This window comes from Mucilaginibacter sp. GW822-FHT03E02 (genome assembly GCF_058801545.1).
The window spans coordinates 5,926,739-5,951,028 of the sequence record NZ_JBXANJ010000001.1 but is presented as its reverse complement, the minus strand read 5'-3'; the positions used below and the strand labels follow the sequence as shown (position 1 = coordinate 5,951,028).

Genomic DNA, 24,290 nt, shown 5'->3' with positions numbered 1-24,290 from the left:
ATGAGCAAAGCCTACCTTGTCTTACTGATCGTCCTGCTATTTGGATGCAACACCAAACCCAAACAGAAAACTGTCCCGCCCCCACCTCCAAAACCCGGATGGAAAACCATCGACCTGCATGATTTTGTAATTGACGTTCCCGATTACTTTACCCTCAAATTTGAAAAGGGCATCGACTCGCAACCCGGATTTTTAAAGGGAAAGGATTTTGATCTCTCTTTTGACTATGGCTGGTATTGCGATACTCTTGTAATGAGCGAGCAGGAATATATCCGGCAGGGATGGTGGAAAGACGAGGGAATTACAAGATTTGTAAACAAAAGGTTACACCCCGATATTGGCTGGATAAAAACCCAGGTAACCCAAATAAGGCCATGCAATAAAAGCGACAGCACATTTGCCCGCGGCTGCGATTTTATAGCAGCATGCACTTACAAGAAAGACAAGTTTAAATTGCCAATTTTTATTCCGCAGGAGGTTAAAAACCATATTGTAAAATTAGATACCATACAGCGCCATTACCGCCGTTTGGTAATACCTAAAAAAGGGTTAAAAGGAATAACGGGGATTTACATGCGTAAACAGGAAGCCCATATGTTTTCGGGAATAAGCGCGAACGCTATTGTGGTGGGTGCCCGGAATCTTAATGAAGCGCAGCAGGCTTTGGCGAAGGAAATATTTTTGACGTTGAGGCCGAAGCCGGGCCTGAAATAAATATGGCGTACCCCCGCTGATAGAAACGGGGTCGGGCTATCCGCTTATACGGCACAGGGCCATAGGCGCGGGTACGGTATTCGCTGCTATCCATTACGCGTAAAACAAAACCACGAGTATCGATCAAACGCTCAGATGGTAAATTGTGGATACGACTTACAATAAACAACTTAGACTTGGATTTTTTTAAGGGCGTTAGCGACATCTAATGAAATCAAAGTAGGGAAATCATCGATTACTTTTTCAATAATTGCGAGCTTAAGTTTATCTTCTTTTTGTTTTTTTAGCTCGTTTAGTTTCGGGAAGGCCTTTAACAACATGTCTTCTAAATGATGACCTTGGTTTAACAGATACCAGATTGGAATGTCTATCGTTAATCCATTCAGCATTGTGCATTGCTTTGCACTCTGATCTTGTACGCTATTTTCTGCAAGAGTTTTGGCCACTACATAATCAGATAATTTTTGCAGATTACTTTGACTGTGGGTATTAACATCATTATATACAAGTTCTGTTGCACCCAACTCAGATGTCGTAATAATTTTCTCTCTAAGGAGTAACATACCCAACAATACGGGATCAAAAATGTAGTTCTCTATGCTATATCTGTTTCCCTCTCCCAGAACTATTAAGTTAGATGTCGAATTGTTTTTTCCCTCATCGAAATCTATTATTCCATATATGTGGATTTCCTGCGTCTTTAAGAATTTTGGTGATTTTTATCACTTGGTCACAATTAGCCGCTGGCCTACCATTTTTATCAGTTACCGCATCGCCTGACGATATAAAGTTCAAGTTTACGTCCTGATTTAGATGCTGAAAAATGCGCTTATATATTTTGTCATAGTAATTTACATCATATTCACTTTCTACAAACACCTGTCTTCTATCCTTATAACTGACGTACAAGTTTGGAATCCCAGACAGTAGAGATTTTATCGCAAGATCCTTTTCCATTGGCTGTGGATATCCAATTGACGGGTTCATCAAAAAAATCGAGTCCTCTGATGAAATGGCAACTGTTGACGGGGAATGTGTAGTCATAATCACTTGAACACCATATTTATCGACCAACACATTTTTCAATACTTTCAGCAATTGGGCAGTCATTGAAGGATGTAGGTGTGCATCTGGTTCGTCTAATAATAACAGTTTTGGATATCTTTTCGCCTCTTGTGAGTTGAACATTAAAAATGCTAACGAAAATAAAACACGTTCACCAGATGAGAGATCGTCAAACTTAACCGCCTCCATTGTGGTTTTTTTGGTAATAGCAAACTTATAAGAACCTCTGATTCCCATAGTTTCTGGATCATTAATCTCGAAGGACAGATTGGCTTCCTTTATTATATCCCTTAATATAGCCCATGGTTTAGCACCAATTTGTTTAAGAATATCACTATCACTAATTTCCTGAACCTTTAAGTCAAGGTAATTTAGTCTGTATTCATAAAAAAATTCCGAAACCTTTTGGACTATAGCGGTATCGTCGGCAATAGTCGATTTTGCCAGTTGTTCTCGGAATGCATCGGGTGTTATGTCGTTATTTTCTATCCCTTTTGATTTGAAGTAATCCTTAATGTCCACCAGCTTTGTATATAACTTAAAATCCGTTTGCCTATATCTATCGAAGTCTGGCCCCCCACTCTTCATGTGATTCAACAACACTGAGTTATTGGTTTGAATTTTGGCCAAATCAACATCCTTTGATTCGTTTAATTGCCATTCCCCTTTTAAATACATCACATCTGACGCTTCAAATTGTGCATCATTGATTTGCATATTAAACGGATTGATCTTGTTAAAATCTCGTGGACCTTTATATGTGCTCTTCAAAAACTGATTGATGAGTTCAAGTAGCTGGCTTTTTCCAGCGCCGTTAAGACCTGTTATAATTGCCAACTTGGGAATATTATTCCACTCAAAGTCTTTTAATGATTTGTATCTTCCTGTAAAATTTATATTCATGGAAACTCAGTTTATGTGAAATAGTGTCTTTCCGCCTTTGTTGGAGTTGTCTGGAGACTATATACCTGTTAGACCCCGCCAATTCATTCAGTTATTTCAATGATATATATTTTGAAAACTCATGACCATTAGGGCATTTGAATTGTACTACTAAATTTCGACCATCTTTTACTACGGGTGGTATAAAACCACCGAGTAACCCGCATTTTGGGCATTTTTCAGCCTCAAAAGTTTGAGGCTTTACAGATGCTTTCATAATGCTGTGAAATTTGTTAGATACTTCATTTGGTGATTTCTTATCTGACATAATTTTTTAATTAAATGTGCCATGTTTTAACGCCCCCTATTTGTGCTCATCGTAAGGTTTGTTAAGGCTGATCCTATCGTTTCGCAGATTGTCCAAGACCCGCGCTAAATCATTAGTAATTGCTTCCTGCATACCCAAACCGTGACAATCTTTATATAACAACGGTTTTTCGCAAAAACAAAGCGTTTCCGGATTACCTCCTGCCGTAACATAGGAATCGTAGTTTTTAACGAAATTTTCAAGTCCTTCGAGGAAGGGTGCTATAACTGGAGGCACGCTAACATGTTGATCGTCGATGCGTTTTGTGTACGTGTATAATTCGTCTATTACTTCGCATACAAATATCCAGTCGTCAACTACATTATTTTGTGTCACGTTTACTCGAACATTGCCAACTAACTGACCTTCATATTTGAACTCATCGTCAATGACGAATTGCAACATAGGGATAGGAAATGGTCTTGGAGTAATGTCGATGTATTTTCCGTCAGGCATTTTCCAAATCGCATGCTTTTCGGCTTCCAGTATGTGCCGTTGCGGCAAAAGGGCCCATCCATAAACAATACTTCCACCTTCCTTAGCTACTTTCCTTGCAACGTTATTAAAACAATTACTGAGGGCCGCACCATCTTCCGGTTGAACCGCAACATTTATCGGGTCATGTTTGGCCCCAATTCTATTAAGTAGTTCTTTGAAAAGAGCTTGGATTTGAGTTTGATTAAGTTGGTCCATCTCATCGCAATATAGGAAGTAGAAATGAGATTACCGGATTGCGTTGACAAAAGGGCAGGTTTTTATTTGGCCCTTTTACCCCCTTGGTGCAAGTCTTGTGCGGCTGCCTGGGCGTTGACGACTTGTGACTTATTTTACAAAACGTATCCCATTTTAGCGCAAGTGTTGTGCGGCTGCATGCGGGAGGATCACTTATGATTTATCAGACAATTTCGCAAAGCAGAAATCTGCCCTCACGCCATTACTTTACGCAGAGCTACGCTAAAACTGCTGCGGGTTCTATGAAACAGAAAAGGCTTAGTTAACTAAGCCTTTTCTGTTGTACTTTCTATTTCCTTCGAAATCTTATTTAATTCATCCTTTACTTTTTGCATTCGCCGGGAGATATTTTTATCTCCCATTTTTTCAGATATAGATTCATCCAACATTTTCACAACTACGTCAAAGTACATGGAAGATGCATAGGATACTGTCCATCCAAAAGACATTCTTGTTCCCTTCGAAAGACTATTAAAAATATTGGAGTTTGTTTTACGGGCAACATAACTCTCATATTCTTCTTTAGTAACTATATAAGCCTCCAATGCCTCATCCAAAGTAAAATCACCGTCAGCGATTGTTTGCTCAACAACCATACATTTGTGCATACGATCCTTTTCAGGGTCGCTGAACAACTCTTCGCCGATATAACCCGACTCCTGGTATTTGTTTCTATCAAGCAACATAATGTCTAAATTTAGATAAAACATCCGGATTATTCAAATCCAATTCGCCCTGCCATTCGCTTTCGCTTAAAATTACATCCATTCCAGGCAGGGCACTCCATTTAACCATCGGAAACGCCTTCCCCTCGGGATAAACACTATAATAGTTTTCATACACCCTTTTCACGAATTTGAATTGAGCAGACGTTAATTTTTTTTCTGCCAGGTCTAATATTACCTTAACCTCGGATGGTACTGTCGCAACAAAAAATGCCTTTGCCCAAACATAGCCGCCATTTGTCGATCCTGCGGTTAATCTTATTTTATCAACGCCAGCCCGGAGGTATTGTTGCAAACTGATATTTAGCATTTGTTTACCAATGCCTTGTCTGCGCGCGGTTAGTGGTATCCTGAATGAGTCATGATCAATAATTAACTGGTCGGGATAGCGGATAAACGCCCGCGAAAATCCAAGTCCGGTTTCATCGTTAGCCTCATCTTCTGAAAAATATTGAATCAACAACATCGGGTTTTCATTTTCAAAATAGGCCAATTCTTTTTCTATCTTAACTTCTGTTAACGGGCTAAGTAAATCGTCGATAGAATGCAGATATTCGCCCAATTGAAAACCCGGAAAGTATTCTCGTAGCACTTCTACGAGCGACGTTTTGCTCGCCGTAATTGCAAAGCCCAACGCCTCAATGTCGGCGATTTCTTCTTTAGTTACAATATACTTGTTTCCTGCTACAGGGGGTGTCATTAGTTCAAATATCGACTTTGTTTTTTAAATGACAAATCGCCCCTTTGCCCAAGTCTTTGTGTGGCTGCCCGTGGGTGGATGACTTGTGACTTATCGATAACGAAGTATATCAAAAGAACAGATCTCAGGTCATGCAATCCATTTTAGCCTCTGATCGGTGTTATCACCGCGCCAGCCAAAGCTTGTATTTTACAAATGCTTTAGTTGCAAATCTGCATAATACCGGGCTTCCGTAAGGCCTACAGGAAGTGGTTCGGTGATAAAAGGTCGACCACAGGATAGATGAGAAACTTCACGGGGGACATAAGCCTAAAAAATTAAGCAGAGATCCTTTTTTAAATACTACATTTATGCATGTCAAATAGTATTAATTTAAACAGAAAGAGTTTTCCTTGTGTTCCTTCTTGTTAGTAATGGCAATAAACGAAAAAGAATTTAACAACAATTTGTACAAGGCTATTTCATGGACGAATAGGCTTTCGGAGGGTTTTGACTATGAAAACGGATTTTATGGTACGGTTTTTCGTCAAACTAACCCAATTATAAATGGGCAGTTTCTTTATAATATAGATATCGATTACGCCACCTGGAATATAAGTCCCTATGAATTTTCGCATCATCAGAAAGCGTTAGACCAGGTCTTAAAATTGAGAAAAAACATTCAATACATAGATATTGATGACTTATCAAAATTAGGCAGAATTTTACGTAAGGAAATAGGCATGACAACACATGATGGAGCTATGATAGTTGAAAGTCAATGTTTTTTTGATGAAAGCGATGTGCCTCCAATTGATACATGGTTTTACCTGGAAAGTAAATCCCACCTAAAAGGCGAAATAGATTTACTTTATTGTTGGATACCCAAATCTTTTGAACATGTTGTGGGAGAAGGAATGAAAGTTGAACTTTTAGGAAGTTGTTCATGGTATAAATAATTGTTCCGAAGCGTGAGTATTTAGCTGTGGTCGATATTACCACCGCACCAGCCAAAGCTTGTATTTTACATATGCTTTAGTTGCAAATCTATATAATACCAGCCTTCCGTAAGCCCAACTGGACGTGGTACGGTGAAAACATCTACCATGAGTTAAATTAAATTTCTTATTTTTAGCCAAAACCTTGTCATGAAAAAAATTTACGCGTTACTATTTATTACACTTCTTGGTTTAAGCCTTTACTCTTGTAAAAAAGATTCCTCAGAACAAAACACAAACAAAATTAGTGGAGAATGGAGAGTTGATTACCGCGTTTTTGAATTGTACGGAGGTGCCAAACTTATGGATACCTACACTAAAAAATACGATATGACTAACCCGGAATATGTAATTTTAAACGAGGATGGAACCGGCAGTTTTAAAGCATCAGGAGAGGTTAATACTAAATTTAACTATACGATCTCAAACGCCGCAATTAACGGTACCAACGCATCCCAGCTTTCCAACGGCAAATGGTATCCATTAAATGATTTTAAGTATACGATCATTACATCAAAGACTAATGAATTGTTTTATTGGACAGAAGGTCCTGTAGCCAGCCCCAGTTCTTACGATAAATATATTACCCGTGTTCATATGGTGAAGCAATAATCTGACCAGACGAATATCAGGTTTAGCTTCTGGTCGGTGATAACAGGCTGACCACCGGCTAAATAAGGCGTCATATGGTTCTATTTTGTTGCGGCCTTCTCTGCATCTTGATTGTATCTTTTCACGGCTTCATACAGCCCCTTTTTTTCAACATATTCGGTAGCCTTTGAATTACCGGCAACAATTTTCAACACATTTTCCTTTGATAATTTTTCAATAGGCCCATCATTTAGCTGGATGCCGATTATTTCAGCAGAATCAAAATCCATTTTAGGCGCGCCAAATACAGGGGTACTAACCACGGTAAGATAATAGCCGCTTTTGGCATAAATTTTTATTGCACCTAATATTACTTTTATAGTCCACCCGCTATCAGTCGGCAATCCGGGCCTGGTTTCTTCATAGCCTTGATTATCGGGTATCAATGCAGTTATATCTGATGTTTGATCCGGATAAATTCTCTGGAAGCGATGCGCGCTGTCTGATTTCGGGAACTTTTTATTTACATACACCAGGAAATTTTTATGCAGAACGGTATCCAGGAACATGTAAGATCGGATCTTTTTCATATCGCCGTCTTTAAATATCACAATATATCCTTGTCCCTGCCCTGCATTTTTTCGCCAATTTCTGTTCATGTTCATTTGCATCTGCATACGCATTTGCTGGCTCATGAATTGTTGGCTCTGCTGTGCACGAAATGCTGCCATCCCGGGATATTGAGCATATGCTTTATAAGCGGAAAAGCCGGATAAAATAATTATTGTAAAAAAAAGTTTTATGTTACGGATATGTGGCATGATAAGGTTGTTTTACTGACCAAAGATAAAAAAAGTAAGTATATCATTCAAAATATCGGAAAACCGTCTTGCGTCCTAATAGCAAACAGGAGATATGATTTATATCTCCCGTTCATTGCCAGGTTTCAATTTCGCACTATCCGGCATAAGTTACCCTATCAGTCTCTTTGGGTATTAAAGCAACTTCATATTTTAAATTCCATTCTTTGATGTGTTCTAAAATTGGCAAAAAAGCTAAGCCTTTTTCCGATAACTTATATTCTACCCTTGGCGGTAATTCCTTATAGGCCAATCTTTCCAATAGTCCGTCTTCTTCCAGCTCTTTTAACTGCTCGGTTAATACTTTCCTTGAAATGAGTGGTATTATAGAATCCAGCTGGCCAAAACGAATGGTACGGGTGCCAATTACATTTATAATTATCGGTTTCCATTTATTACCAATAGTGCCAATAGCCCTTGTAAACGGGCAATTCGAGTTGCAAAATCGTTCGTCCTTCATATCATCTAAAATTGTAGTTACCCAATGGTAACCAGAATACACTGTCGATAGTTACAAATATAAACTATTGGCAATATCTTTGCGAAACAAATTTAAATAGAAATTAAAAATGAGTAGATTAAAAGATAAAGTAGTAGTTATTACAGGCGGTAATAGTGGCATTGGCTTTGGCATTGCACAGGAATTTAAAAGTGAAGGTGCTAAAGGAGCTATTGTGGGCAGAAACCAGGAAACTTTAGATAGTGCCGTGGCCCAGCTTGGCGATAATTTTATAGCCATAAATGCCGATGTAACCAACCTTGCCGACCTGGAAAGGGTATTCAAAGAGACAGCCGAAAAATTTGGTAAAATAGACGTGGTTGTAGCCAATGCAGGTGCCGGAACTGTAGGAACTGTGGCAACTTTTAGCGAAGCCGACTTTGACAAGGCAATTGACCTGAACCTGAAAAGTGTTTACTTCACTGTTCAAAAAGCATTGCCCTATATGAATGATGGTGGCTCTGTTATTTTGATCGGGTCGAACGCTGCGCATCGGGCATATGCCAATTTTACACTTTATGGCGCTGCAAAAGCAGCTGTTATCTATTTAGCCAAAGGATTTTCAAGCGACCTTTTAGACAGGAAGATCAGGGCAAATGTAATCACACCAGGCACAACAGATACACCGGCATTTGACAAGTTTGTTCCCGCAGAACAAATGGAAGCGGTAAAAAAGCACTTTGCAGATCAAATGCCGATAGGCAGAATTGGGCAACCAGCCGACATTGGTAAAACAGCGGTTTTCCTGGCCTCCGACGATTCTTCATTCATGCTTGGTGCCGAACTCCTTGTTGATGGCGGTATGACCTATTTGGCTAAATAATTAACCTCACACGGCACGGGGATGTACCCGTGCCATTAAATAATTAAAATAATTTTCAAAATGAGTAAATCAGAAAATAAAGCAGCAAGCTACGCAATTATCGGCTTCGGCAAGATAGGCCAGGCCCTGGCTAAGGCATTTGCACGCAAGGGCATCAAAGTATCCGTTGCAACCACCCGCGACCCTGAAAATTTTGCATCCGATGCGGCAGCGATCGGGTCAGAGATCATTCCCGCAACACTGGCAGAAGCCGTTACGGCAGACGTCATCTTTTTGGCTGTGCGTTTTGAGTCGCACCCGGATGTTGCGAAGGCGCTGCCCAACTGGCAGGGGAAAACCATCGTCGATGTGACCAATGCCTACGGCGTGCCCCCCGAGAAGCTGGGAGGACTACCTTCCGGTAAGTTAGTGACCCAGGCCTTCACCGGCGGAAAACTGGTTAAGGGCTTCAACCATTTAGGAGCTGCCATTCTTGCCCAGGACCCGGCCGTACATGGTGGCCGGAGAGTGGTGTTCCTGGCAAGCGACGATGACGGCGCAGCAACAGAGATTGCTGCGCTTGCGGAAAATCTCGGTTTTGCGCCGGTCAAACTTGGCGGGCTTTCGGAGGGCGGACTGCTTGTGCAGGCACACGGAAACACCTGGGGTAAACTCATATTTCAGGACCTGGTCAAGTTCAGCTGATGAATAGTAGTCGCAAATTTCGATGCGATCATGCCTCGTTGACAAGGAAACCATAGTTTGATTAAATTGTCTTTTAAATCCCTGTTTCCTAAGGAAGCAGGGATTTTTTGGTGAGCATGAACTTGTGGCAAATCCCCCACCTCGTTATATTTTTTAGTCTTTTATCAGCAGCTTGAGTAAATTGCGAATAATTATATACTTGAACGATGTCTAATTTTGAAGCGTTTTTCGATTACATTCAGGAAATATCAGGCAAACTGCTTTCGGAGGATGATAAGCATTTGCTGGTGGCCCATTTCAAACCAAAAAAACTTCGAAAACGGCAATACTTTTTACAGGAAGGAGATGTATGTAAATATATCGGCTTTATTGTAAAAGGATCTGCCAGTACCTTTACGGTAGACGACAAAGGGCATGAACATATCCTGAAATTAGCTTTGGAAAACTGGTGGCTGGCCGATTTTGAAAGCTTTTACAAGCTAACCCCAAGTCGCTTTAATATTGAAGCGCTGGAGAACCTGGAGGTGCTGCAATCAACCAATGCTCAAATTGAGGAGTTTTTGAAGGATATACCTGCCTTTGCGGCGATGGCGAACGTAATAAGTCAAAATAACACCATTGCAAGCCAGAAAAGGATGCAGGCCGCAATGAGCTATACGGCTGAAGAACGTTACGAGGATTTGATTAGTAATTATCCGCAATTTCTGCAGCGGTTCCCGCAAAACATGATCGCTTCTTACCTGGGTTTATCCCCGGAAACTTTGAGCAGGCTGAAGAAAAACTCTATTAAATAGAACCTCATCAATACATCTCCCCGAATGCAAAAAAGCGCTTAACAATGGAATATAAACCGTTGTAACCTGCCGCGCTTTCTGCTACTTTGTTTTTCTCTACTATCTTAAGTCGCTATTTTACAATTACTTATCCGACTAATGTGATATAGGTCATCACCTTGAGTTGACCTATATCAAGCGTATTTAATGATTCATATCAACCCCCGGTTCGTTACAATACAGCAACTTTGGATATGATTCAGAACGGAAAAATCGGGAAGAATCTGAATATATTAAGATATAAAAATGATGAGTAAATTAAAAAACAAAGTAGCGGTAGTTACGGGTGCTTCAAAAGGAATAGGCGCATCTATCGCCAAACACTTCGCGGCAGCAGGCGCAAAGGTGGTTGTAAACTATGCCTCAAGTAAAGAAGGCGCAGATAAGGTGGTTAAGGAGATAACCGACAATGGAGGCATAGCCATTGCAGTACAGGCCGATGTATCGAAACAAGCCGATGTAAGCAGGTTGTTTAAAGAAACTGAGAATGCTTTCGGTACGCTGGACATTTTAGTAAATAACGCGGTATCTCAAGGATATGCGCCTATTGAACAAATTTCGGTAGAAGATTTTCACCAAAGTTTCAACGTGAATGTGTTAGGGCCAATATTGACTATCCAGGCAGCTTTGAAACTTTTCTGCGGCAAGGGTGGTAACATTATCAATATCAGTTCGGGTGCAAGTAAATACCCTCTTCAAAATGCCTCATTGTACTCTTCAACTAAAGCGGCATTGGATGCCTTCACCATAGCTTTATCTAAGGAGTTGGGTATTAAAAACGTTCGTATCAATTCCATTTTGCCAGGCGCTACAGCAACAGAAGGCGCAGCCAGCGCGGGCGTTACCGCCGGGAGCGAGTATGAAAAGATGTTTGTCGAAAAAACACCACTTGGACGTAGAGGCCAGCCCGAAGACATTGCGAAAGCTGCCGTTTTCCTTGCCTCGGATGATGCAGCCTGGATTACGGGCGAGCAAATTTCCGTTTCGGGTGGTATGTATGGTTTTTAAATCCATCAACTCCCAAAAATGAAATACAATGAGACGGGATATTGGTTGACGATGGTTTCGCCACAAAGCAAAAATAATTGCTTCAAAAGTATAAGTTTCTTTCAAATCCCTGCTTTCTTCCGGAAGCAGGGATTTGTTGCATCATCATCAAATACGTAAATTTGTTTTAGTTAACTTGTTGATAGTTCGGTGTTTTCATGTAGCTTTGTTAAGACGTTCTCCAATTGTATACTTGTTTAAGCTTTAATCTCATGAATTTTAAACACATGATCATGATGGTTGCATTAATGGGTTTGATGGCCAGTTGCAAAAAGGATAGAAATTCGGAAAAATTACCAGACACCGAAGTCACAAAAAAAGACACCATTTATCTTTTAAAGGCCATAGTAACCAATGAACTGCTGTCGCCAGCGCCGGTAACGAAAACGGAGAACTTTACTTACACCGATGCACACCAGCTAACCAAACATACCGTTGTTTATAAAAGCGCTTCGCAGAATTTTACGGTAAGTTTTACCATAAATTACGATGGCACCGGAAAGATAACAGAAGTGATTAAAGCCGGAACGCAGTATTACCCTTGGAGTAAGCTTACCTATTCCTATTCGGGTAATGTTATGACAACCTTTTATCATTATCCGGAAGCACCGACGGATAGCCTGGTCACTACGCTGAATAGTAAAGGCTATGCAGAAAAAATAGTAGGCAGACAACAACAATATCAACTTGTATATGACGTTGACGGCAATATCACCAAACGGGGTTTATATAATAATTCAAATCCATCAGTGCCTACTTTTGTAACTAATTTTAAGTATGATAAAAGAAATAGCCCCTTCAAGGCCCTGAAAAGCAATTTATACGTTTTGTACCAGGCTTTTAATGATATATACAGCCCGGTTAATAACAGAATAAGTGATAACGACCTGGAATTTTATAATTATACTTATAATAAAGGCGGTTATCCCCTGCAAATGGTGGTTGTACACAGTAGCGTAGCCGTTCGCAAACTTGACTATACTTATACTGTAATCGTACAGGATAAAAAATAAGTTAGCGATATGCGGGCTAAACTGGCACTACAGATGCTATTTCTGTCCCCGCGGGGTCTCTCCAATGCTATTAAGTTAAAAGAAGCAGAAGTGAAAAATAATATCGAACACTGAGTTTCGAATATCCAGCACCGAAGTTTTTCCTTCATTATTCGAAATCGAATATTCGGTGTTCGATATTAAATCGTCCTTAACTTAATAGCATTGGAGAGACCCTGGGGGACGGCGAACGTTTATATGACGTTACAAAACAGGGGTTTCTCCGTCTGTTTACCCGTTATAACTCCCATCAAACTCCACAATCCATTCAATACCATATTTGTCCCTGAACATTCCGGCATATGTGCCCCATGGGGTATCGCCAATAGGACCTTCCACGTCTCCGCCTGCCGACAGGCCGTTAAATATTTTATCGGCTTCTTCAGGGCTATCGGCGCTCACATATATTTTCGACCGGTTTTCGGCTTCGCTCACCCGACCCATAAAACCGGGAACATCATTGGCTATTAGCACATTGTTTTTACCCAATGGTAAACCAATGTACATGATTTTATTGGCCTCATTTTCTGCTACCGGCAATTCGGGGCCTGATATGTCCTTGAAACGGATGATCTTTGTAAACTCGCCGCCAAAAACTGATTTGTAAAAAGTGAATGCTTCTTCGGCATTTCCATTGAAGTTGATCCAGGGATTAATTGCTCTCATGATTTTTATGTTTTAATTGTTAATTATTTCGGTTTAATATCTTAGGATAAAGTTGACAACAAGTCTTCCAGGTTTTTTAACGTCATGGTAAAGCCTATTTTGAAGCCTTCCAATAATTTCTCCATTCGTTCAAACGATTCATTAAAAACGGTAATGTTCACTTTTGTTATGCCGTTTTGTTCGCTGAAATTGTAATCCCATTCAGAACCCGGCAGTTCACGATTTTCGTCTTTATCTGCAAACGCGTTGTACATCTTAAAATTGGTTTTCGGGGTAATGGATGTAAATTCCTGCACCGACCAACGCTCCTGCCCATCGGGGCTTATCATCGCGTAAAATCGCCGCCCGCCTACTTCAAAATTCATATACTTGGTTTTGGCACGCATAGGTGCAGGTGCCCCCCATTGGTCCAGTAATTCGGCTTTGGTAAAGGCATCCCATACTAAAGATTGACCGGCATTAAATTCCCTGGTTATAAATACCGTTTTCGCTGCTTTGTCAACGTTAAAATCAAATAGCAAATCGTTGTTCATTTTTCTGTTTTTTTAATTGTTGATAATAATTGGTCGAGTTGATTGAATTGTGTTTCCCAGCTTTGCCTGAACTGGGCTAACCAGTTGTCGAATTCCTGCATTTTTTTTGCGTTAAAGTGATAATAAATCTCCCGGCCGCTTTGCTCGGGTTTAATCAAATCGCATTCGTGTAATACTTTAATATGTTTTGATACGGCCTGCCGGGTCATATCAAATTTTTGGGCCATGGCATTTGGTGTTAATGCCTGTATGGCAATTAAAGTTAAAATAGCCCTTCGTGTTGGATCAGCTATCGCCTGGAATATATCTTGTTTCATGTTGTAAAGTTCAAATAAGCAACCTGCTGGTTGCAAATATATATGCAACTTTTGAGTTGCGCAAATTTATTTGATTTTATTTTTTTCGGGGATAAATGCAGGGGTTTAGTGATTGCCATAGGCTGCGGTTCCGATTCATACAATTTAATGCGTTTAACTTCATTGAAGTTTGTTGTAAACAATTATTCAATGAACACCGTTACTTTACATTTATAAGGAGAAAAAACCATGGCTGAAAACAAATTAATAAGAATGGACAATATGGGCATCGTTGTAGAATCCCTCGATAACGCCATATCCTTTTTTACAGAAATAGGCCTGAAGCTTGAAGGGCGGGCTACCGTAGAAGGTGAATGGGCGGGCCGCATTACCGGGCTCGGTTCGCAGCGCGTAGAAATTGCCATGATGGTTACCCCGGATGGCCATAACCGCCTCGAGCTTTCGCGATTTGTTAATCCGCCTGTAATTTCAGACCACCGTACTGCCCCGGTGAACGCGCTGGGCTACCTGCGTGCGATGTTCACTGTTGAAAACCTCGACGAAATGGTGTCCAGGCTCGGCAAGCATGGCGCCCAAGTTGTAGGCGAGGTAGTTCAGTATGAGAACTCATACCGGCTCTGCTACATTCGCGGAACCGAGGGGCTTCTTATCGGCCTGGCGCAGGAACTGGGGAGTCACTGAGTTTCTCCGCTCTTGTTGGAGGTGGCAACATAGGTGTTCGGAAAAAATAAAAAAAGCGCAGGGATGTGCAATTCCTTCCCTGGGGAACTACTGTGTGTACACATCTTTCGGAAACTTATCAATAAATAGAAAAATGTCATTTCGAACGAACCGGGGAGGGCTTTGAGTGTTGGCGTGAGGAGAAACTATCTCTTGAGCGTAGCGAAAAATCCTATACGTCATGCTTGCAAACTTGCGTGGTTGAATGCATGGCGTATAGGATTTCTCCTCGTACCTCGTTCGAAATGACATTTTCTTTTGTTTTAAAGATGTGTACACACGGTAGCCCGTGGGGAGGGAACTAAAAAGTCTTCCGATCACCTATGGAGGTGACAAGACCAACAACGGCGAGTACCAGCAAACTAAACCACCTCCGATTTTCTTTCAAACGAAGTTATCCTAACTATTTCCGCGCCTGGCTGATTACAGCACTTATTGGAGCAATCATGGGAGCAGCTCCGAATTTTTCGGCAAGTTCTTTTTCCACCTTAATTTTCATCTCGTCTATCCAGGCGGGGTTACGCTTTTTGATCTCCTCATAAACAGGCCCCCGCGCTACAAGACCATCTGCTGCTTCTTTTGCCGTTGGACTAACGGCAAAAAGTTGTACTTTTTCTATTGATATTTTTGCAAACCCGGCATGCTGTAATAATGGTGTTATTACAGCTTCATCACTCATCGAGGTAGCAAGATTATAAGATTCGGGCAATGGCTCTTCCAGGTATTGTTGTGCGATAGTTCTGCAGGAATATGACGCAGCGTTATTCTCCAGCTTATCCCATGTTGTAAATAAAAATAAGCCACCCGGTTTTAGCACCCGGTATGCCTCTGCAAACGCCTTTGGCTTATCCGGAACAAACATATACCCGAAGCAACATATAACCATGTCGATGCTATTGTCATGAAAAGGAAGTTGTTGGGCATCTATATTTTGCCAGTCGATATCAAGATGGCTTAATTTTTTTTGGGCTACGGCCAACATATCCTCGCTAATATCCGAAGCAATTAGTTTTGCGTGGGGAGGAATCCGTTCCCGGATATGGCGGGTAACACGGCCTGTTCCGGCGGCAATTTCCAGTACAATAGAAGCCGGTGCGGCGTCAATTCGTTTTGCAACTTCTATAGCATATGGCTCAAAGTATAACGGACCAAAAAATTGATCATACTGAATTGCAGCTTCTCCAGGCAAATCAGTGGAAGGTGCTTTAGTCGATATATCATTCATGAAACATTAATTTTATATTTTAAAAAACAACACAGCGGTTACCTCCGGTTACCATTCCATTTGCATCATTTTCTGTCCCCGCCGGGCCTCTGCAATGTTATTAAGTTAAGAAAAACAGCCCGAGATAATTTCACGCAAAGACGCTAAGGCGCAAATCAAAAATAAGCAAACCAATTGCGTCTCGGCGTCTTTCCGCGAAAAACCTTTCGACTTTCTGATATCGGAGGCCCGGGGAACAGCATTTATCAATTCCCCCCCTCATCATGACACTCCCATTACCATCCAACATCACCTACGTTAAAATGTATCATTCTTCCCCACTTCCGTATAAATCGGGCGGCAAAAGGCGCTATACATTTGTGTCATAATTCAAAACAACAAAACAATGGCAAAAACAATTTTCATTACCGGTGCCTCACGTGGTTTCGGTAAATTATGGGCCGAGGCATTATTGCAACGCGGCGATAAAGTGGTAGCAACTGTACGTAACCTGAACTCGCTGGATGACCTGGTGAGCAAATACGGCGACAATATTTTACCCCTGCAACTGGATGTGACCGACCGCGCCGCCGGTGCAGCGGCCGTTAACAAGGCAAAAGAGCATTTTGGCAGCATTGACGTGCTGATTAACAACGCGGGCTACGGCCTGTTTGGTAGCATTGAGGAAACTACCGAGCAGGAAGCGCGCGAGCAAATGGAAACAAACTTTTTTGGTTTATTATGGTTAACACAGGCTGTATTACCGGTAATGCGTGAGCAGGGCCATGGCCATATTATACAGGTTTCGAGCGTGTTGGGCCTGGTTACCCTGCCTGTGCTGGGTTTATATAATGCATCTAAATTTGCGGTAGAAGGTTTGAGCGAAACGCTGGCAGCCGAAGTAAAGGGCTTTGGTATTGACGTTACGTTGATTGAGCCTAATGGTTTTGCTACTGATTGGTCGGGCGCTTCATCTGCACATACTGCCGAGATGCCGGAGTACGACGGCTTGCGGGCTGCTTTCCAGGCCGGTTTAACTGACGAAATTTTTGGTGTTCCGGAAGCAACTACTCCAGCCGTGCTGCAGTTAATTGACAGCGAAAACCCGCCGCTTCGTTTATTTTTGGGTAACCAGGCTTACCCTTGGGTAAAACAGGTTTTTGATGGCCGTTATGCCGAGTGGGATAGCTGGAGCGAGGTATCGGCAGCAGCACACGGTAAATAATAATATTAATGATATTTTATTGACACAAATTTACGCTGTATTTCGGCGTAGATTTGTGTACTTTGTATAATCATGCAGCATTTTAAAAATTTGGCCGATATGCACCGCTTCAACGGCTTCCCGCCGCCCGAGCATCCGTTGATCAGCATCCACAGGTGCGAGCAAAGTTGCAGTTTTGGCAACCGCCAGTTTACCTCCGATTTTTATATGATTGGGTTCAAAAAGCTGAAGGCCGGGGTTATTATGTATGGGCGCACCCGGTATGATCATGATAACGGCAGCATGATGTTTATAAAACCCCGCCAGATTATGGAGTTTAAGGGGGTTGAGTATGAAGAGGATGCCTTTATCATTATTATTCACGAGGATTTTTTGAACGGCCACGTTTTACATACCGAGATTAATAAATACGCCTTTTTTGATTACGAAGCCAACGAAGCGCTCCACCTTTCGCCACAGGAGGAGCAAACCATTTGGGATCTGTTTTACAAAATAGATGCCGAATACCGCAACAATACCGACGAGTACAGCCGCGATATTATGCTTACCCACATCGATTCGATGCTTAAATATTCGCAGCGGTTTTATAAGCGCCAGTTTATCAACCGGCGCGAGCTATCGGGCAAAACTGTTTCAAAATTCAATGATGCACTGGCCACGTACTTCAAAAAAGGCTTATTGGTTACCCAGGGGCTGCCTTCGGTAAGCACGCTGGCATCGCGCCTCAACCTATCGCCCCGTTACCTGAGCGATCTATTGAAGCAGGAAACCGGTAAAACGGCCATCGAGCTGATCCATATTTACCTGGTGAACGAAGCCAAAAACCGCCTCATGGGCGATGATCAAAGCGTTTCCGAAATAGCCTACCAGCTCGGTTTTGAAAACCTCCCCTATTTTTCAAGGCTTTTTAAAAAGGAAACGGGTATTAGCCCCAACCAGTTTAAAAAGCAGCTGGTTAACTGATAGTCATATTTTCCACCCGGGCGGTAGCAAGAACTGTACGTGTTTCAGCTTTGATCGCTATTTCACAACAACAGCCAATGAGGCCGTAAGCCATCCATATTAAACAATTATTTAATCTTCCTTCTCCTTTTTTGTTGGCGGTGGAAACCTGATGTCCCGAACATCCGGTCCCGGAAAGGGTTTTAATTTCGATTCGAATATAAAGGTGTCCTTGGTTGGTGCTGGTTTGACGACTTTATAACTTTTGATTATGTAGTAGAACGCCTCCCCTACGCCGTTGGGTAAACTCCCGGACTGTGCCCTTATACGTTTTACTTCATGTCCATAATGTATAAATACCTCGAGGCTTTCGTCATCAACCGTATGATTGTACATAGTATCCAAACGCTTATAGTTAATGTTTTCGAGTTTCATGTTCAAGGTGTCCCAATATGCCTGGCTTATCTTCGCGGAATAGTACCCTATTAGCTTTTTATTTTTGCCGCTGTCTGAAGAAGAAATGAAAGGGATCTTTTCTCCCCAAAATCTATAGGTAAGCGAGCTATCGATACTCACGACGGTAGGCTGGCAAAAACCAAAACATCCCGTGGTAGCAATCTCAATTTTGGTGATCTCATTGTTCCGTCGCGATTGTTTATCACAAGCAGCAAGAAAGATTAGCGTAGTAAAAAACATCAGGCAGTACTTCATATGATTTTAGGTTAGAACTAAGGTATAGATTTTTCTACGCTTTGTCCCCTGCAGATTGTTTAAAGAAGGGCCATACCCCAGGGAGAAGCTAACATCAAAATATATTTAACAATAAGCCTTATAATAAATGTGTTAAAACAACGTACCTGTTGGGTTGGCATTCGCCTACAACAATCCGCCTCATCATGACCATAAAACCATTACTATTGCTTTTCCTGGTATGCATAACTGCCTCACATGTTCTCGCCCAGGATAACACAGCCGAAAATATTATACTTAAGGGCATTGTGATTGATAAGGAAAACAGCAAGGCATTGGCTTATGTAAGCGTGGGAATTTTAAACAAGCCTATTCAGCTTCTGGTCGGTGTTTTCACCGCACCAGCCGATGCTTATGTATTGCAATTGATCTGCTTACTACAAAACGAGATCTTTCGACAAAATAGTGTTACTTATTGATAACTTGGCGGTATGCACAAGCACTTGCTAAATATAATATCTCAAAAGGGACCGCTAACAGAAGCTGATAATGATTTATGCAAAGCATGTTTTGAGCTGGTGTTGTTGCCTAAAAACAGAATTGTTGAACAAGCCGGATACGTACCCCAATACTTGTATTTTGTTGTAAAAGGCTTTATGCGTATTTTTCATTACAATGAAAATGGCGACGAAGTAACAACCCATATTAATTGTCCGCCAGGTTTTTTAACTTCTTACTTTCATTTCATCAATCAAACTAAAGCTGATGAAAGTGTAGAATGCATTACCGAATGTGAATTGCTTAGGATCACAAAACCCAATTTAGACAGGCTAACCGGTAAAAGCGCAGCATTTAAAGATTTCAGTATTGAAGTATTTCAGCAGTCCATAGCTTACAACGAGAACCGTTCAAAAGAACTTGCTACATTAACAGCAGAGCAGCGATATAAAAAACTTATCGAAAACTATCCGGCTATCATCCACCATGTACCGGTGCAATATATAGCTTCGTTTTTGGGCATGAAACCCGAAAGTTTGAGCCGTATCCGCAAACGGATGCTTTCCTAACATTTGTCAAGTGGATTAGCTTTTATAGTCGGCAGATTTGAACCATTAATTATTAAAAAATAAGCAAATGGAAAATCAGCAGCTATCATTGGTTAACGGTGCAAATGGGCATCTGGGCAACAATTTAGTACGACTCCTTATCAGCAAAGGCATTGCGGTACGTGCATCGGTAAGGAATATTAATGATAAAAAACCTTTTGAAGGATTGGATTGTGAGGTGGTTCAATCAGACATTACTGATAAGCAATCGTTGGTAAGGGCACTGCAAGGTGTAGATACCTTTTATGCAGTAGGCGCTGCGTTTAAGCTTTGGGCCAGAGATCCCCAAAAAGAAATTTATGATGTAAATATCCGGGGCACCAGGAACATGATAGAAGCAGCCGCAGAGGCTGGGGTTAAAAGAATTGTATACGTGAGTTCAATAGCCGCGCTAAATTATACCACCACCCCGGCAAAGGAAAGTTATGGTTATAACCCAGATCGCAGGGATGTGTACTATAACTCAAAAAACGATGGCGAACAACTGGCTTTTAAACTTGCAAAGGAACTTAATATAGCGTTGGTAGCTGTATTACCATCGGCTATGATAGGAGGTGAAGCTTTTGCGCCATTAAATGTATCGTACAATATTCTCAGGTTAATTCTGCAAAAAGAAATCCCGGTAGAAACTAACATTACACTTAACTGGGTAGATGTAAAAGATGTTGCCGAAGGTTGTTATTTAGCGGCAACAAAAGGGATCAACGGAGAAAGGTATATCCTGGCAAATGAAAAATGTACATCTATTAAAGATACTACCAAAATGGCACAACAGCTTTTCCCCGAATTGAAAATCAAATTACCGGTATCAGTGCCAAAACTTATTTTATTTGTTATTGCCTGGTTAATGGAATTAGGAAGTAAAATGAATGGGAAAGCACCATTATTGAGCACTAAAGACATTGCTATGTTTTCGGGATTGCAACAGGACTTCTGTTTAACAAAATCGAGAAAAGAATTAGGCTTTAATCCCACAAACACCGACGTGGTAGTAAAAGAATCAATGCAATATTTGATCAGACATCAATTGGTGCAATTAAAGATCTCTTAAACCCGCGGCATTCTCTGCCCTTGTTGGAGTTGTTTCCGATAGTGCGTGGAAGATTTTTAATTCCCTCCCAACAGGCTACCGTGTGTGCACATCTTTTAATAAAAGAAAATGTCGAACGAACCGGGCAGTGCCTTTGAGCCGTGGGGTGAGGAGAAATCTTGTACGCCCTGCATTCTAAGCGGTTAATCGTGATGCAGGGTGCACAAGATTTTTCGCTACGCTCAAGAGATAGTTTCTCTTTCGCGCCCCCGCTCTTTGCCTCCTGTTGCTCCATCGATTGACAATTTTCTTTTATTAAAAGATGTGGGTACACGGTAGCTTACGGAGCGGGGCCGGCTTATTTTATAGCCGCTTGCCAACCTGTTAACGCCGGTTCTTAAGTGCTGATAAATCGCATTGCAAGGTTTTGTCCCAGTTGCCGGTTGTTGCAGCGGCATCATAGGTAGATTGCATAAATTCAAGCAAAGTAGCTTCGGGATTTGGAGCTCGTTGCACCGATTCATAGGTGAGCAGGAATTCGCCCATTTCGGTGCTGTAAAATGCCTCGGGTGGCGCTACCTGCTGTATGCCAAAATCACCCGGGGTAGGATAACAATATGAATAAAATGTGGGGTGCGGAAACGCATCCGAGCCAGCCCAAAAGCCACATGAACTTACCTCGTGCGAATAAGCCTCCTGCATTACGGCTTTGGGCATATTGGGCATTGCGCCCTGGTGCAGGGGCGCCTCCCTGCCCGAAAAACGGGTAACAGCCAAATCAAAGCCGCCCCAAAAAAAGTGTACCGGGCTGTTCTTGCCCTGGAAACCGGCCCTAAAATCGGTAAATACGTTGTGGATGCGTACCAGTGCCTGCCAAAAGTTGTGCATTACAGCGGGATCATAGCCACAGGGAGCATGGTTTTGGGCAAAAGGTATGGCAGGGTCAACCTCGTTGGGTACTGCGTATATGGTTACATCCACGCCGGCTTGTTGCAGGGTACTTATCAATCCGGTATAAAATTCGGCTACCGTTTTACCGCCTATGGCAAAATCAAGCTTTGCCCCTTGGCTGGTAGTTACCTGTACCTGGTGACTGATGAAATCAAGGTCGATCTGGAAAATACCATCGGCATATGGCATGCTGCCGGTAGTTAACCCTGTTGGGCTAACATACAACGTAACCTGCCACGAATGGTTGATCCATGGCATTTGCTGCAGCCTTATTTTGCCAACTACCTGGGTGTACATGTGTACAGTAGCTATAGTTTCTTTCAGATCGTGATAATCTAAAACTGGCCAGGCGGGAGTAGGGTGATTGTTCATTTGCTACAGGGTTTTTTAAGGAACAATGAGGGAGGATTTATGTTTTTGACGCTGGTTAATCTGTAGCTGCCGGTATTTATAATACCACCCTCTCAAAGATGTTTTTAATGATCAAAATAAATCATAAAAAACACCAGGCTCATATACAGCCACAAAATAGAAAAAACAATGTGTACAGCGCTTTCCAGGCGTTTCCCCCTCCACAAATCTGCCGAGTAGCCAAAAAATTGAATTGCTAACCTTGCTATCCAGAATATTCCCAAACCGAAAGCAATACGGTTACCCAGTTTGGTTGCAACCAGGTCATGGGCCGAGGTAAGGCAAAGGCAGCTCATTAAGCCAAGGGTAAGGGCGATAAAAAAAGTATGCACATACATCATTTGCCGGTTAACAGGGCTTACATCCCTAAGTTCGGTTACCCAGTTAAAATACCTTGGGAACACGCTATGCAGCAAAGCCAGGAGCATTAAAATTATGCCAACTATTTTAATTTGTGTTTCCATTTTTACTGAGCACAAAGTTGGTAATAAATGGAGTGAATTTTGTTTCGCGGGTGATGTTAAATCCGGTGTTGGCAAATGTGCTCAACCAGGATTGCCTGGCCATAAAGTGGAAGAACCCCACGTTGTAAGCCATAAAGTTAGGCACGTCCCGCAGATGCTCCAGCAATACCACTTTGCCGCCGGGTTTTAAAACCCGGTTAAGTTCCCTGAAAAATTGGTCGCGACCGGCCTTATCCCTTATTTCATGGGCGGCAAATATTAAAAATACAACATCAGCGTGGCTGTCCGGCAAGGGTATTGCCGCCGTGCTTATCTGTACCGTACCATCAAAGGCGGGGTAGGCCTTTCTCGCCCGTTTTATAGAAACCTCGGTATGTTTTTGGGGATCATAAAAATCATAAACTGTTAGCGATGCATCGGGGTATTTAAGCTGTAAGAGCGCACTGGTTTCATCAAAACCCGCATTGATATTTACAAGTATAGGAGGTGCGGTACCCGGCAGTATGTTTAGCCAGTTTAGGTTGTACAGGCCCGAAAGGTCATAGATGTACAAAGAGATAGCAAGCGATACCAACGTTGATATGGCAAGCAGGTAACTAAATGTAATTATTACAATGCTGAACCGGGAGTGGAAATAAGGAGCTGCTAAAAGCAAACCTGTTGCTAATACGGCAGCAACAATATAAAAGTGCCGGTTAAAGCGGATAATGTTCCATACGCCCTGCAATGGTTTTCTTAATGGCTCCATTGCTCAGTCCTTCCTTTTTTCCAGTAATACGGAATGTTATTAATGATAAACGCATTGGCCAAAACCCCGCCGGTTAATGCCATATCATCAAAAAACGAAATATGCTGACTTATAACTTCAATAGGTTTCGGAATCCAATCTTCTCTTACACCTTCAATAATCAATACCTTTTTGGTTTGCTTATCATAAGTAAAAGTAAACGGCAGCGGGCCGGCAAATTTGCGCGCCTCCTTCCAATCTGCAAAGGGAGAGCCGGCAGGCAGAGCGATATCCTCGCCTTTTACATTTATATGCAGGTCGAGACCTGATTTGGCAGATTGGATATAAAGCTGACCGTCATGCTGTCGTTGTACAATATCTGTAGTGGTGTAAGCATAGTGTGTAAACAGGTTGCCCAGGTACTCCATCATCTTTTTATCCGTTTCGGATTTTAATATATACAGGCCCCGTAAGCGCTTACCGGCATTGTTGGTGTAGCGCACAAATACGCGATAGCCTATCAGCGTAAAATCATTCCCCATAAACTTAGGGAAACCCTTTGGCCGCAATCCTGTGGTGTTAACCAGCGCAATGGCTATAAACGCCCACTTATCCTGGTAAGTATCCAACGTTAAACATTCGGGAATCAAATGAGCTAATTGTTCCTTCGGAAATGCGAAGGTTAAAACAACAGAATGCTCAAAAAAAGCCTCGACAGCAAAAGGATGGTCTTTTAAAAATGCAGGCATATGG

31 protein-coding genes are annotated in these 24,290 nt (G+C 41.8%); 14 read left to right on the top strand and 17 right to left on the bottom strand.

Annotated elements, in window-relative coordinates:
• Window positions 1–714, top strand: coding sequence for a hypothetical protein (locus AC1RM2_RS24845; RefSeq protein WP_492987813.1), 714 nt, complete (start codon window positions 1–3; stop codon window positions 712–714).
• Between the two features lie 170 nt (window positions 715–884).
• Here AC1RM2_RS24845 and AC1RM2_RS24840 read toward each other — a convergent pair whose 3' ends face one another.
• The 6 genes from AC1RM2_RS24840 to AC1RM2_RS24815 form a co-directional block, all read right to left on the bottom strand.
• Window positions 885–1,277, bottom strand: a complete 393-nt coding sequence (locus AC1RM2_RS24840; protein ID WP_492987812.1) for a hypothetical protein — start codon at window positions 1,275–1,277, stop codon at window positions 885–887.
• A gap of 94 nt (window positions 1,278–1,371) precedes the next feature.
• Window positions 1,372–2,682, bottom strand: coding sequence for an AAA family ATPase (locus AC1RM2_RS24835; protein ID WP_492987811.1), 1,311 nt, complete (start codon window positions 2,680–2,682; stop codon window positions 1,372–1,374).
• A 91-nt stretch (window positions 2,683–2,773) separates the two neighbouring features.
• Window positions 2,774–2,989, bottom strand: a complete 216-nt coding sequence (locus AC1RM2_RS24830) for a hypothetical protein (protein ID WP_492987809.1) — start codon at window positions 2,987–2,989, stop codon at window positions 2,774–2,776.
• A 36-nt stretch (window positions 2,990–3,025) separates the two neighbouring features.
• Window positions 3,026–3,721, bottom strand: a complete 696-nt coding sequence (locus AC1RM2_RS24825) for a hypothetical protein (RefSeq protein ID WP_492987808.1) — start codon at window positions 3,719–3,721, stop codon at window positions 3,026–3,028.
• Window positions 3,722–4,026: 305 nt separating this feature from the next.
• Window positions 4,027–4,446: a hypothetical protein gene (locus tag AC1RM2_RS24820; protein ID WP_492987807.1), complete on the bottom strand. Its 420-nt coding sequence runs from the start codon at window positions 4,444–4,446 to the stop codon at window positions 4,027–4,029.
• Complete coding sequence (locus AC1RM2_RS24815; RefSeq protein WP_492987806.1) at window positions 4,436–5,185, bottom strand: N-acetyltransferase; 750 nt, start codon at window positions 5,183–5,185, stop codon at window positions 4,436–4,438. Before AC1RM2_RS24815 ends, AC1RM2_RS24820 begins: the two co-directional genes overlap by 11 nt.
• Before the next feature lie 413 nt (window positions 5,186–5,598).
• On the opposite strand from AC1RM2_RS24815, the gene AC1RM2_RS24810 reads away from it, so the two are divergent.
• On the top strand, window positions 5,599–6,123 hold the full coding sequence (locus AC1RM2_RS24810; RefSeq protein ID WP_492987805.1) for a hypothetical protein: 525 nt from the start codon (window positions 5,599–5,601) through the stop codon (window positions 6,121–6,123).
• Between the two features lie 189 nt (window positions 6,124–6,312).
• Window positions 6,313–6,774 (top strand): hypothetical protein, encoded by a 462-nt coding sequence (locus tag AC1RM2_RS24805; protein ID WP_492987804.1) that lies wholly within the window; start codon window positions 6,313–6,315, stop codon window positions 6,772–6,774.
• 80 nt (window positions 6,775–6,854) lie between these two features.
• On the opposite strand, the gene AC1RM2_RS24800 is transcribed toward AC1RM2_RS24805, so the two are convergent.
• Window positions 6,855–7,574 carry a hypothetical protein gene (locus AC1RM2_RS24800; RefSeq protein WP_492987803.1) on the bottom strand — a complete coding sequence of 240 codons (720 nt, stop codon included), beginning with the start codon at window positions 7,572–7,574 and terminating at the stop codon, window positions 6,855–6,857.
• A 136-nt stretch (window positions 7,575–7,710) separates the two neighbouring features.
• Complete coding sequence (locus AC1RM2_RS24795; RefSeq protein WP_090644288.1) at window positions 7,711–8,073, bottom strand: winged helix-turn-helix transcriptional regulator; 363 nt, start codon at window positions 8,071–8,073, stop codon at window positions 7,711–7,713.
• Window positions 8,074–8,182: 109 nt separating this feature from the next.
• Here AC1RM2_RS24795 and AC1RM2_RS24790 point away from each other — a divergent pair, with 109 nt between their 5' ends.
• The 5 genes from AC1RM2_RS24790 (at window position 8,183) to AC1RM2_RS24770 (ending at window position 12,512) form a co-directional block, all read left to right on the top strand.
• Window positions 8,183–8,935, top strand: a complete 753-nt coding sequence (locus AC1RM2_RS24790; protein WP_492987802.1) for an SDR family NAD(P)-dependent oxidoreductase — start codon at window positions 8,183–8,185, stop codon at window positions 8,933–8,935.
• A gap of 60 nt (window positions 8,936–8,995) precedes the next feature.
• Entirely contained in the window at window positions 8,996–9,619 is a 624-nt protein-coding gene (locus AC1RM2_RS24785; RefSeq protein ID WP_492987801.1) for an NADPH-dependent F420 reductase, read from the top strand.
• Window positions 9,620–9,825: 206 nt separating this feature from the next.
• Complete coding sequence (locus AC1RM2_RS24780) at window positions 9,826–10,413, top strand: Crp/Fnr family transcriptional regulator (protein WP_492987800.1); 588 nt, start codon at window positions 9,826–9,828, stop codon at window positions 10,411–10,413.
• 285 nt (window positions 10,414–10,698) lie between these two features.
• On the top strand, window positions 10,699–11,460 hold the full coding sequence (locus AC1RM2_RS24775) for an SDR family NAD(P)-dependent oxidoreductase (protein ID WP_492987798.1): 762 nt from the start codon (window positions 10,699–10,701) through the stop codon (window positions 11,458–11,460).
• Between the two features lie 251 nt (window positions 11,461–11,711).
• Window positions 11,712–12,512: a hypothetical protein gene (locus tag AC1RM2_RS24770; protein WP_492987797.1), complete on the top strand. Its 801-nt coding sequence runs from the start codon at window positions 11,712–11,714 to the stop codon at window positions 12,510–12,512.
• A 270-nt stretch (window positions 12,513–12,782) separates the two neighbouring features.
• Here the strand turns inward: AC1RM2_RS24770 and AC1RM2_RS24765 are convergent, their stop codons facing one another.
• The 3 genes from AC1RM2_RS24765 to AC1RM2_RS24755 are packed head-to-tail and all read right to left on the bottom strand — an operon-like array spanning window position 12,783 to window position 14,067.
• On the bottom strand, window positions 12,783–13,217 hold the full coding sequence (locus AC1RM2_RS24765; RefSeq protein ID WP_492987796.1) for a VOC family protein: 435 nt from the start codon (window positions 13,215–13,217) through the stop codon (window positions 12,783–12,785).
• Window positions 13,218–13,258: 41 nt separating this feature from the next.
• Window positions 13,259–13,750 carry an SRPBCC family protein gene (locus AC1RM2_RS24760; protein ID WP_492987795.1) on the bottom strand — a complete coding sequence of 164 codons (492 nt, stop codon included), beginning with the start codon at window positions 13,748–13,750 and terminating at the stop codon, window positions 13,259–13,261.
• Complete coding sequence (locus tag AC1RM2_RS24755) at window positions 13,747–14,067, bottom strand: ArsR/SmtB family transcription factor (protein WP_090644261.1); 321 nt, start codon at window positions 14,065–14,067, stop codon at window positions 13,747–13,749. The genes AC1RM2_RS24760 and AC1RM2_RS24755 overlap by 4 nt, the downstream gene beginning before the upstream one ends.
• Window positions 14,068–14,295: 228 nt before the next feature.
• Between AC1RM2_RS24755 and AC1RM2_RS24750 the strand changes: the two genes are divergently transcribed.
• Entirely contained in the window at window positions 14,296–14,748 is a 453-nt protein-coding gene (locus AC1RM2_RS24750) for a VOC family protein (RefSeq protein ID WP_492987794.1), read from the top strand.
• Window positions 14,749–15,190: 442 nt separating this feature from the next.
• On the opposite strand, the gene AC1RM2_RS24745 is transcribed toward AC1RM2_RS24750, so the two are convergent.
• Window positions 15,191–16,012, bottom strand: coding sequence for a class I SAM-dependent methyltransferase (locus tag AC1RM2_RS24745; protein ID WP_492987793.1), 822 nt, complete (start codon window positions 16,010–16,012; stop codon window positions 15,191–15,193).
• A gap of 385 nt (window positions 16,013–16,397) precedes the next feature.
• On the opposite strand from AC1RM2_RS24745, the gene AC1RM2_RS24740 reads away from it, so the two are divergent.
• Entirely contained in the window at window positions 16,398–17,216 is an 819-nt protein-coding gene (locus tag AC1RM2_RS24740; protein ID WP_492987792.1) for an SDR family NAD(P)-dependent oxidoreductase, read from the top strand.
• A gap of 72 nt (window positions 17,217–17,288) precedes the next feature.
• Complete coding sequence (locus AC1RM2_RS24735; protein ID WP_492987791.1) at window positions 17,289–18,179, top strand: helix-turn-helix domain-containing protein; 891 nt, start codon at window positions 17,289–17,291, stop codon at window positions 18,177–18,179.
• Window positions 18,180–18,290: 111 nt separating this feature from the next.
• On the opposite strand, the gene AC1RM2_RS24730 is transcribed toward AC1RM2_RS24735, so the two are convergent.
• Complete coding sequence (locus tag AC1RM2_RS24730) at window positions 18,291–18,869, bottom strand: DUF6438 domain-containing protein (RefSeq protein ID WP_492987790.1); 579 nt, start codon at window positions 18,867–18,869, stop codon at window positions 18,291–18,293.
• 185 nt (window positions 18,870–19,054) lie between these two features.
• Here AC1RM2_RS24730 and AC1RM2_RS24725 point away from each other — a divergent pair, with 185 nt between their 5' ends.
• The 3 genes from AC1RM2_RS24725 (at window position 19,055) to AC1RM2_RS24715 (ending at window position 21,005) form a co-directional block, all read left to right on the top strand.
• Window positions 19,055–19,327, top strand: a complete 273-nt coding sequence (locus tag AC1RM2_RS24725; protein ID WP_492987789.1) for a hypothetical protein — start codon at window positions 19,055–19,057, stop codon at window positions 19,325–19,327.
• 12 nt (window positions 19,328–19,339) lie between these two features.
• A complete protein-coding gene (locus AC1RM2_RS24720) occupies window positions 19,340–19,915 on the top strand; it encodes a Crp/Fnr family transcriptional regulator (RefSeq protein ID WP_492987788.1) in 576 nt (191 codons plus the stop codon).
• A gap of 67 nt (window positions 19,916–19,982) precedes the next feature.
• A complete protein-coding gene (locus AC1RM2_RS24715; protein ID WP_492987787.1) occupies window positions 19,983–21,005 on the top strand; it encodes an NAD-dependent epimerase/dehydratase family protein in 1,023 nt (340 codons plus the stop codon).
• A gap of 363 nt (window positions 21,006–21,368) precedes the next feature.
• Here AC1RM2_RS24715 and AC1RM2_RS24710 read toward each other — a convergent pair whose 3' ends face one another.
• From AC1RM2_RS24710 to AC1RM2_RS24695, 4 genes are all read right to left on the bottom strand, one after another.
• Window positions 21,369–22,307 carry a DUF5996 family protein gene (locus AC1RM2_RS24710; protein ID WP_492987786.1) on the bottom strand — a complete coding sequence of 313 codons (939 nt, stop codon included), beginning with the start codon at window positions 22,305–22,307 and terminating at the stop codon, window positions 21,369–21,371.
• 104 nt (window positions 22,308–22,411) lie between these two features.
• The gene (locus AC1RM2_RS24705; protein WP_492987785.1) at window positions 22,412–22,810 is read right to left on the bottom strand and encodes a hypothetical protein; all 399 of its coding nucleotides are present in this window, start codon (window positions 22,808–22,810) and stop codon (window positions 22,412–22,414) included.
• Window positions 22,794–23,558, bottom strand: a complete 765-nt coding sequence (locus tag AC1RM2_RS24700; protein WP_492987784.1) for a class I SAM-dependent methyltransferase — start codon at window positions 23,556–23,558, stop codon at window positions 22,794–22,796. The genes AC1RM2_RS24705 and AC1RM2_RS24700 overlap by 17 nt, the downstream gene beginning before the upstream one ends.
• Window positions 23,546–24,286, bottom strand: coding sequence for a DUF2071 domain-containing protein (locus AC1RM2_RS24695; RefSeq protein ID WP_492987783.1), 741 nt, complete (start codon window positions 24,284–24,286; stop codon window positions 23,546–23,548). The genes AC1RM2_RS24700 and AC1RM2_RS24695 overlap by 13 nt, the downstream gene beginning before the upstream one ends.
• Window positions 24,287–24,290 lie beyond the last annotated feature (4 nt).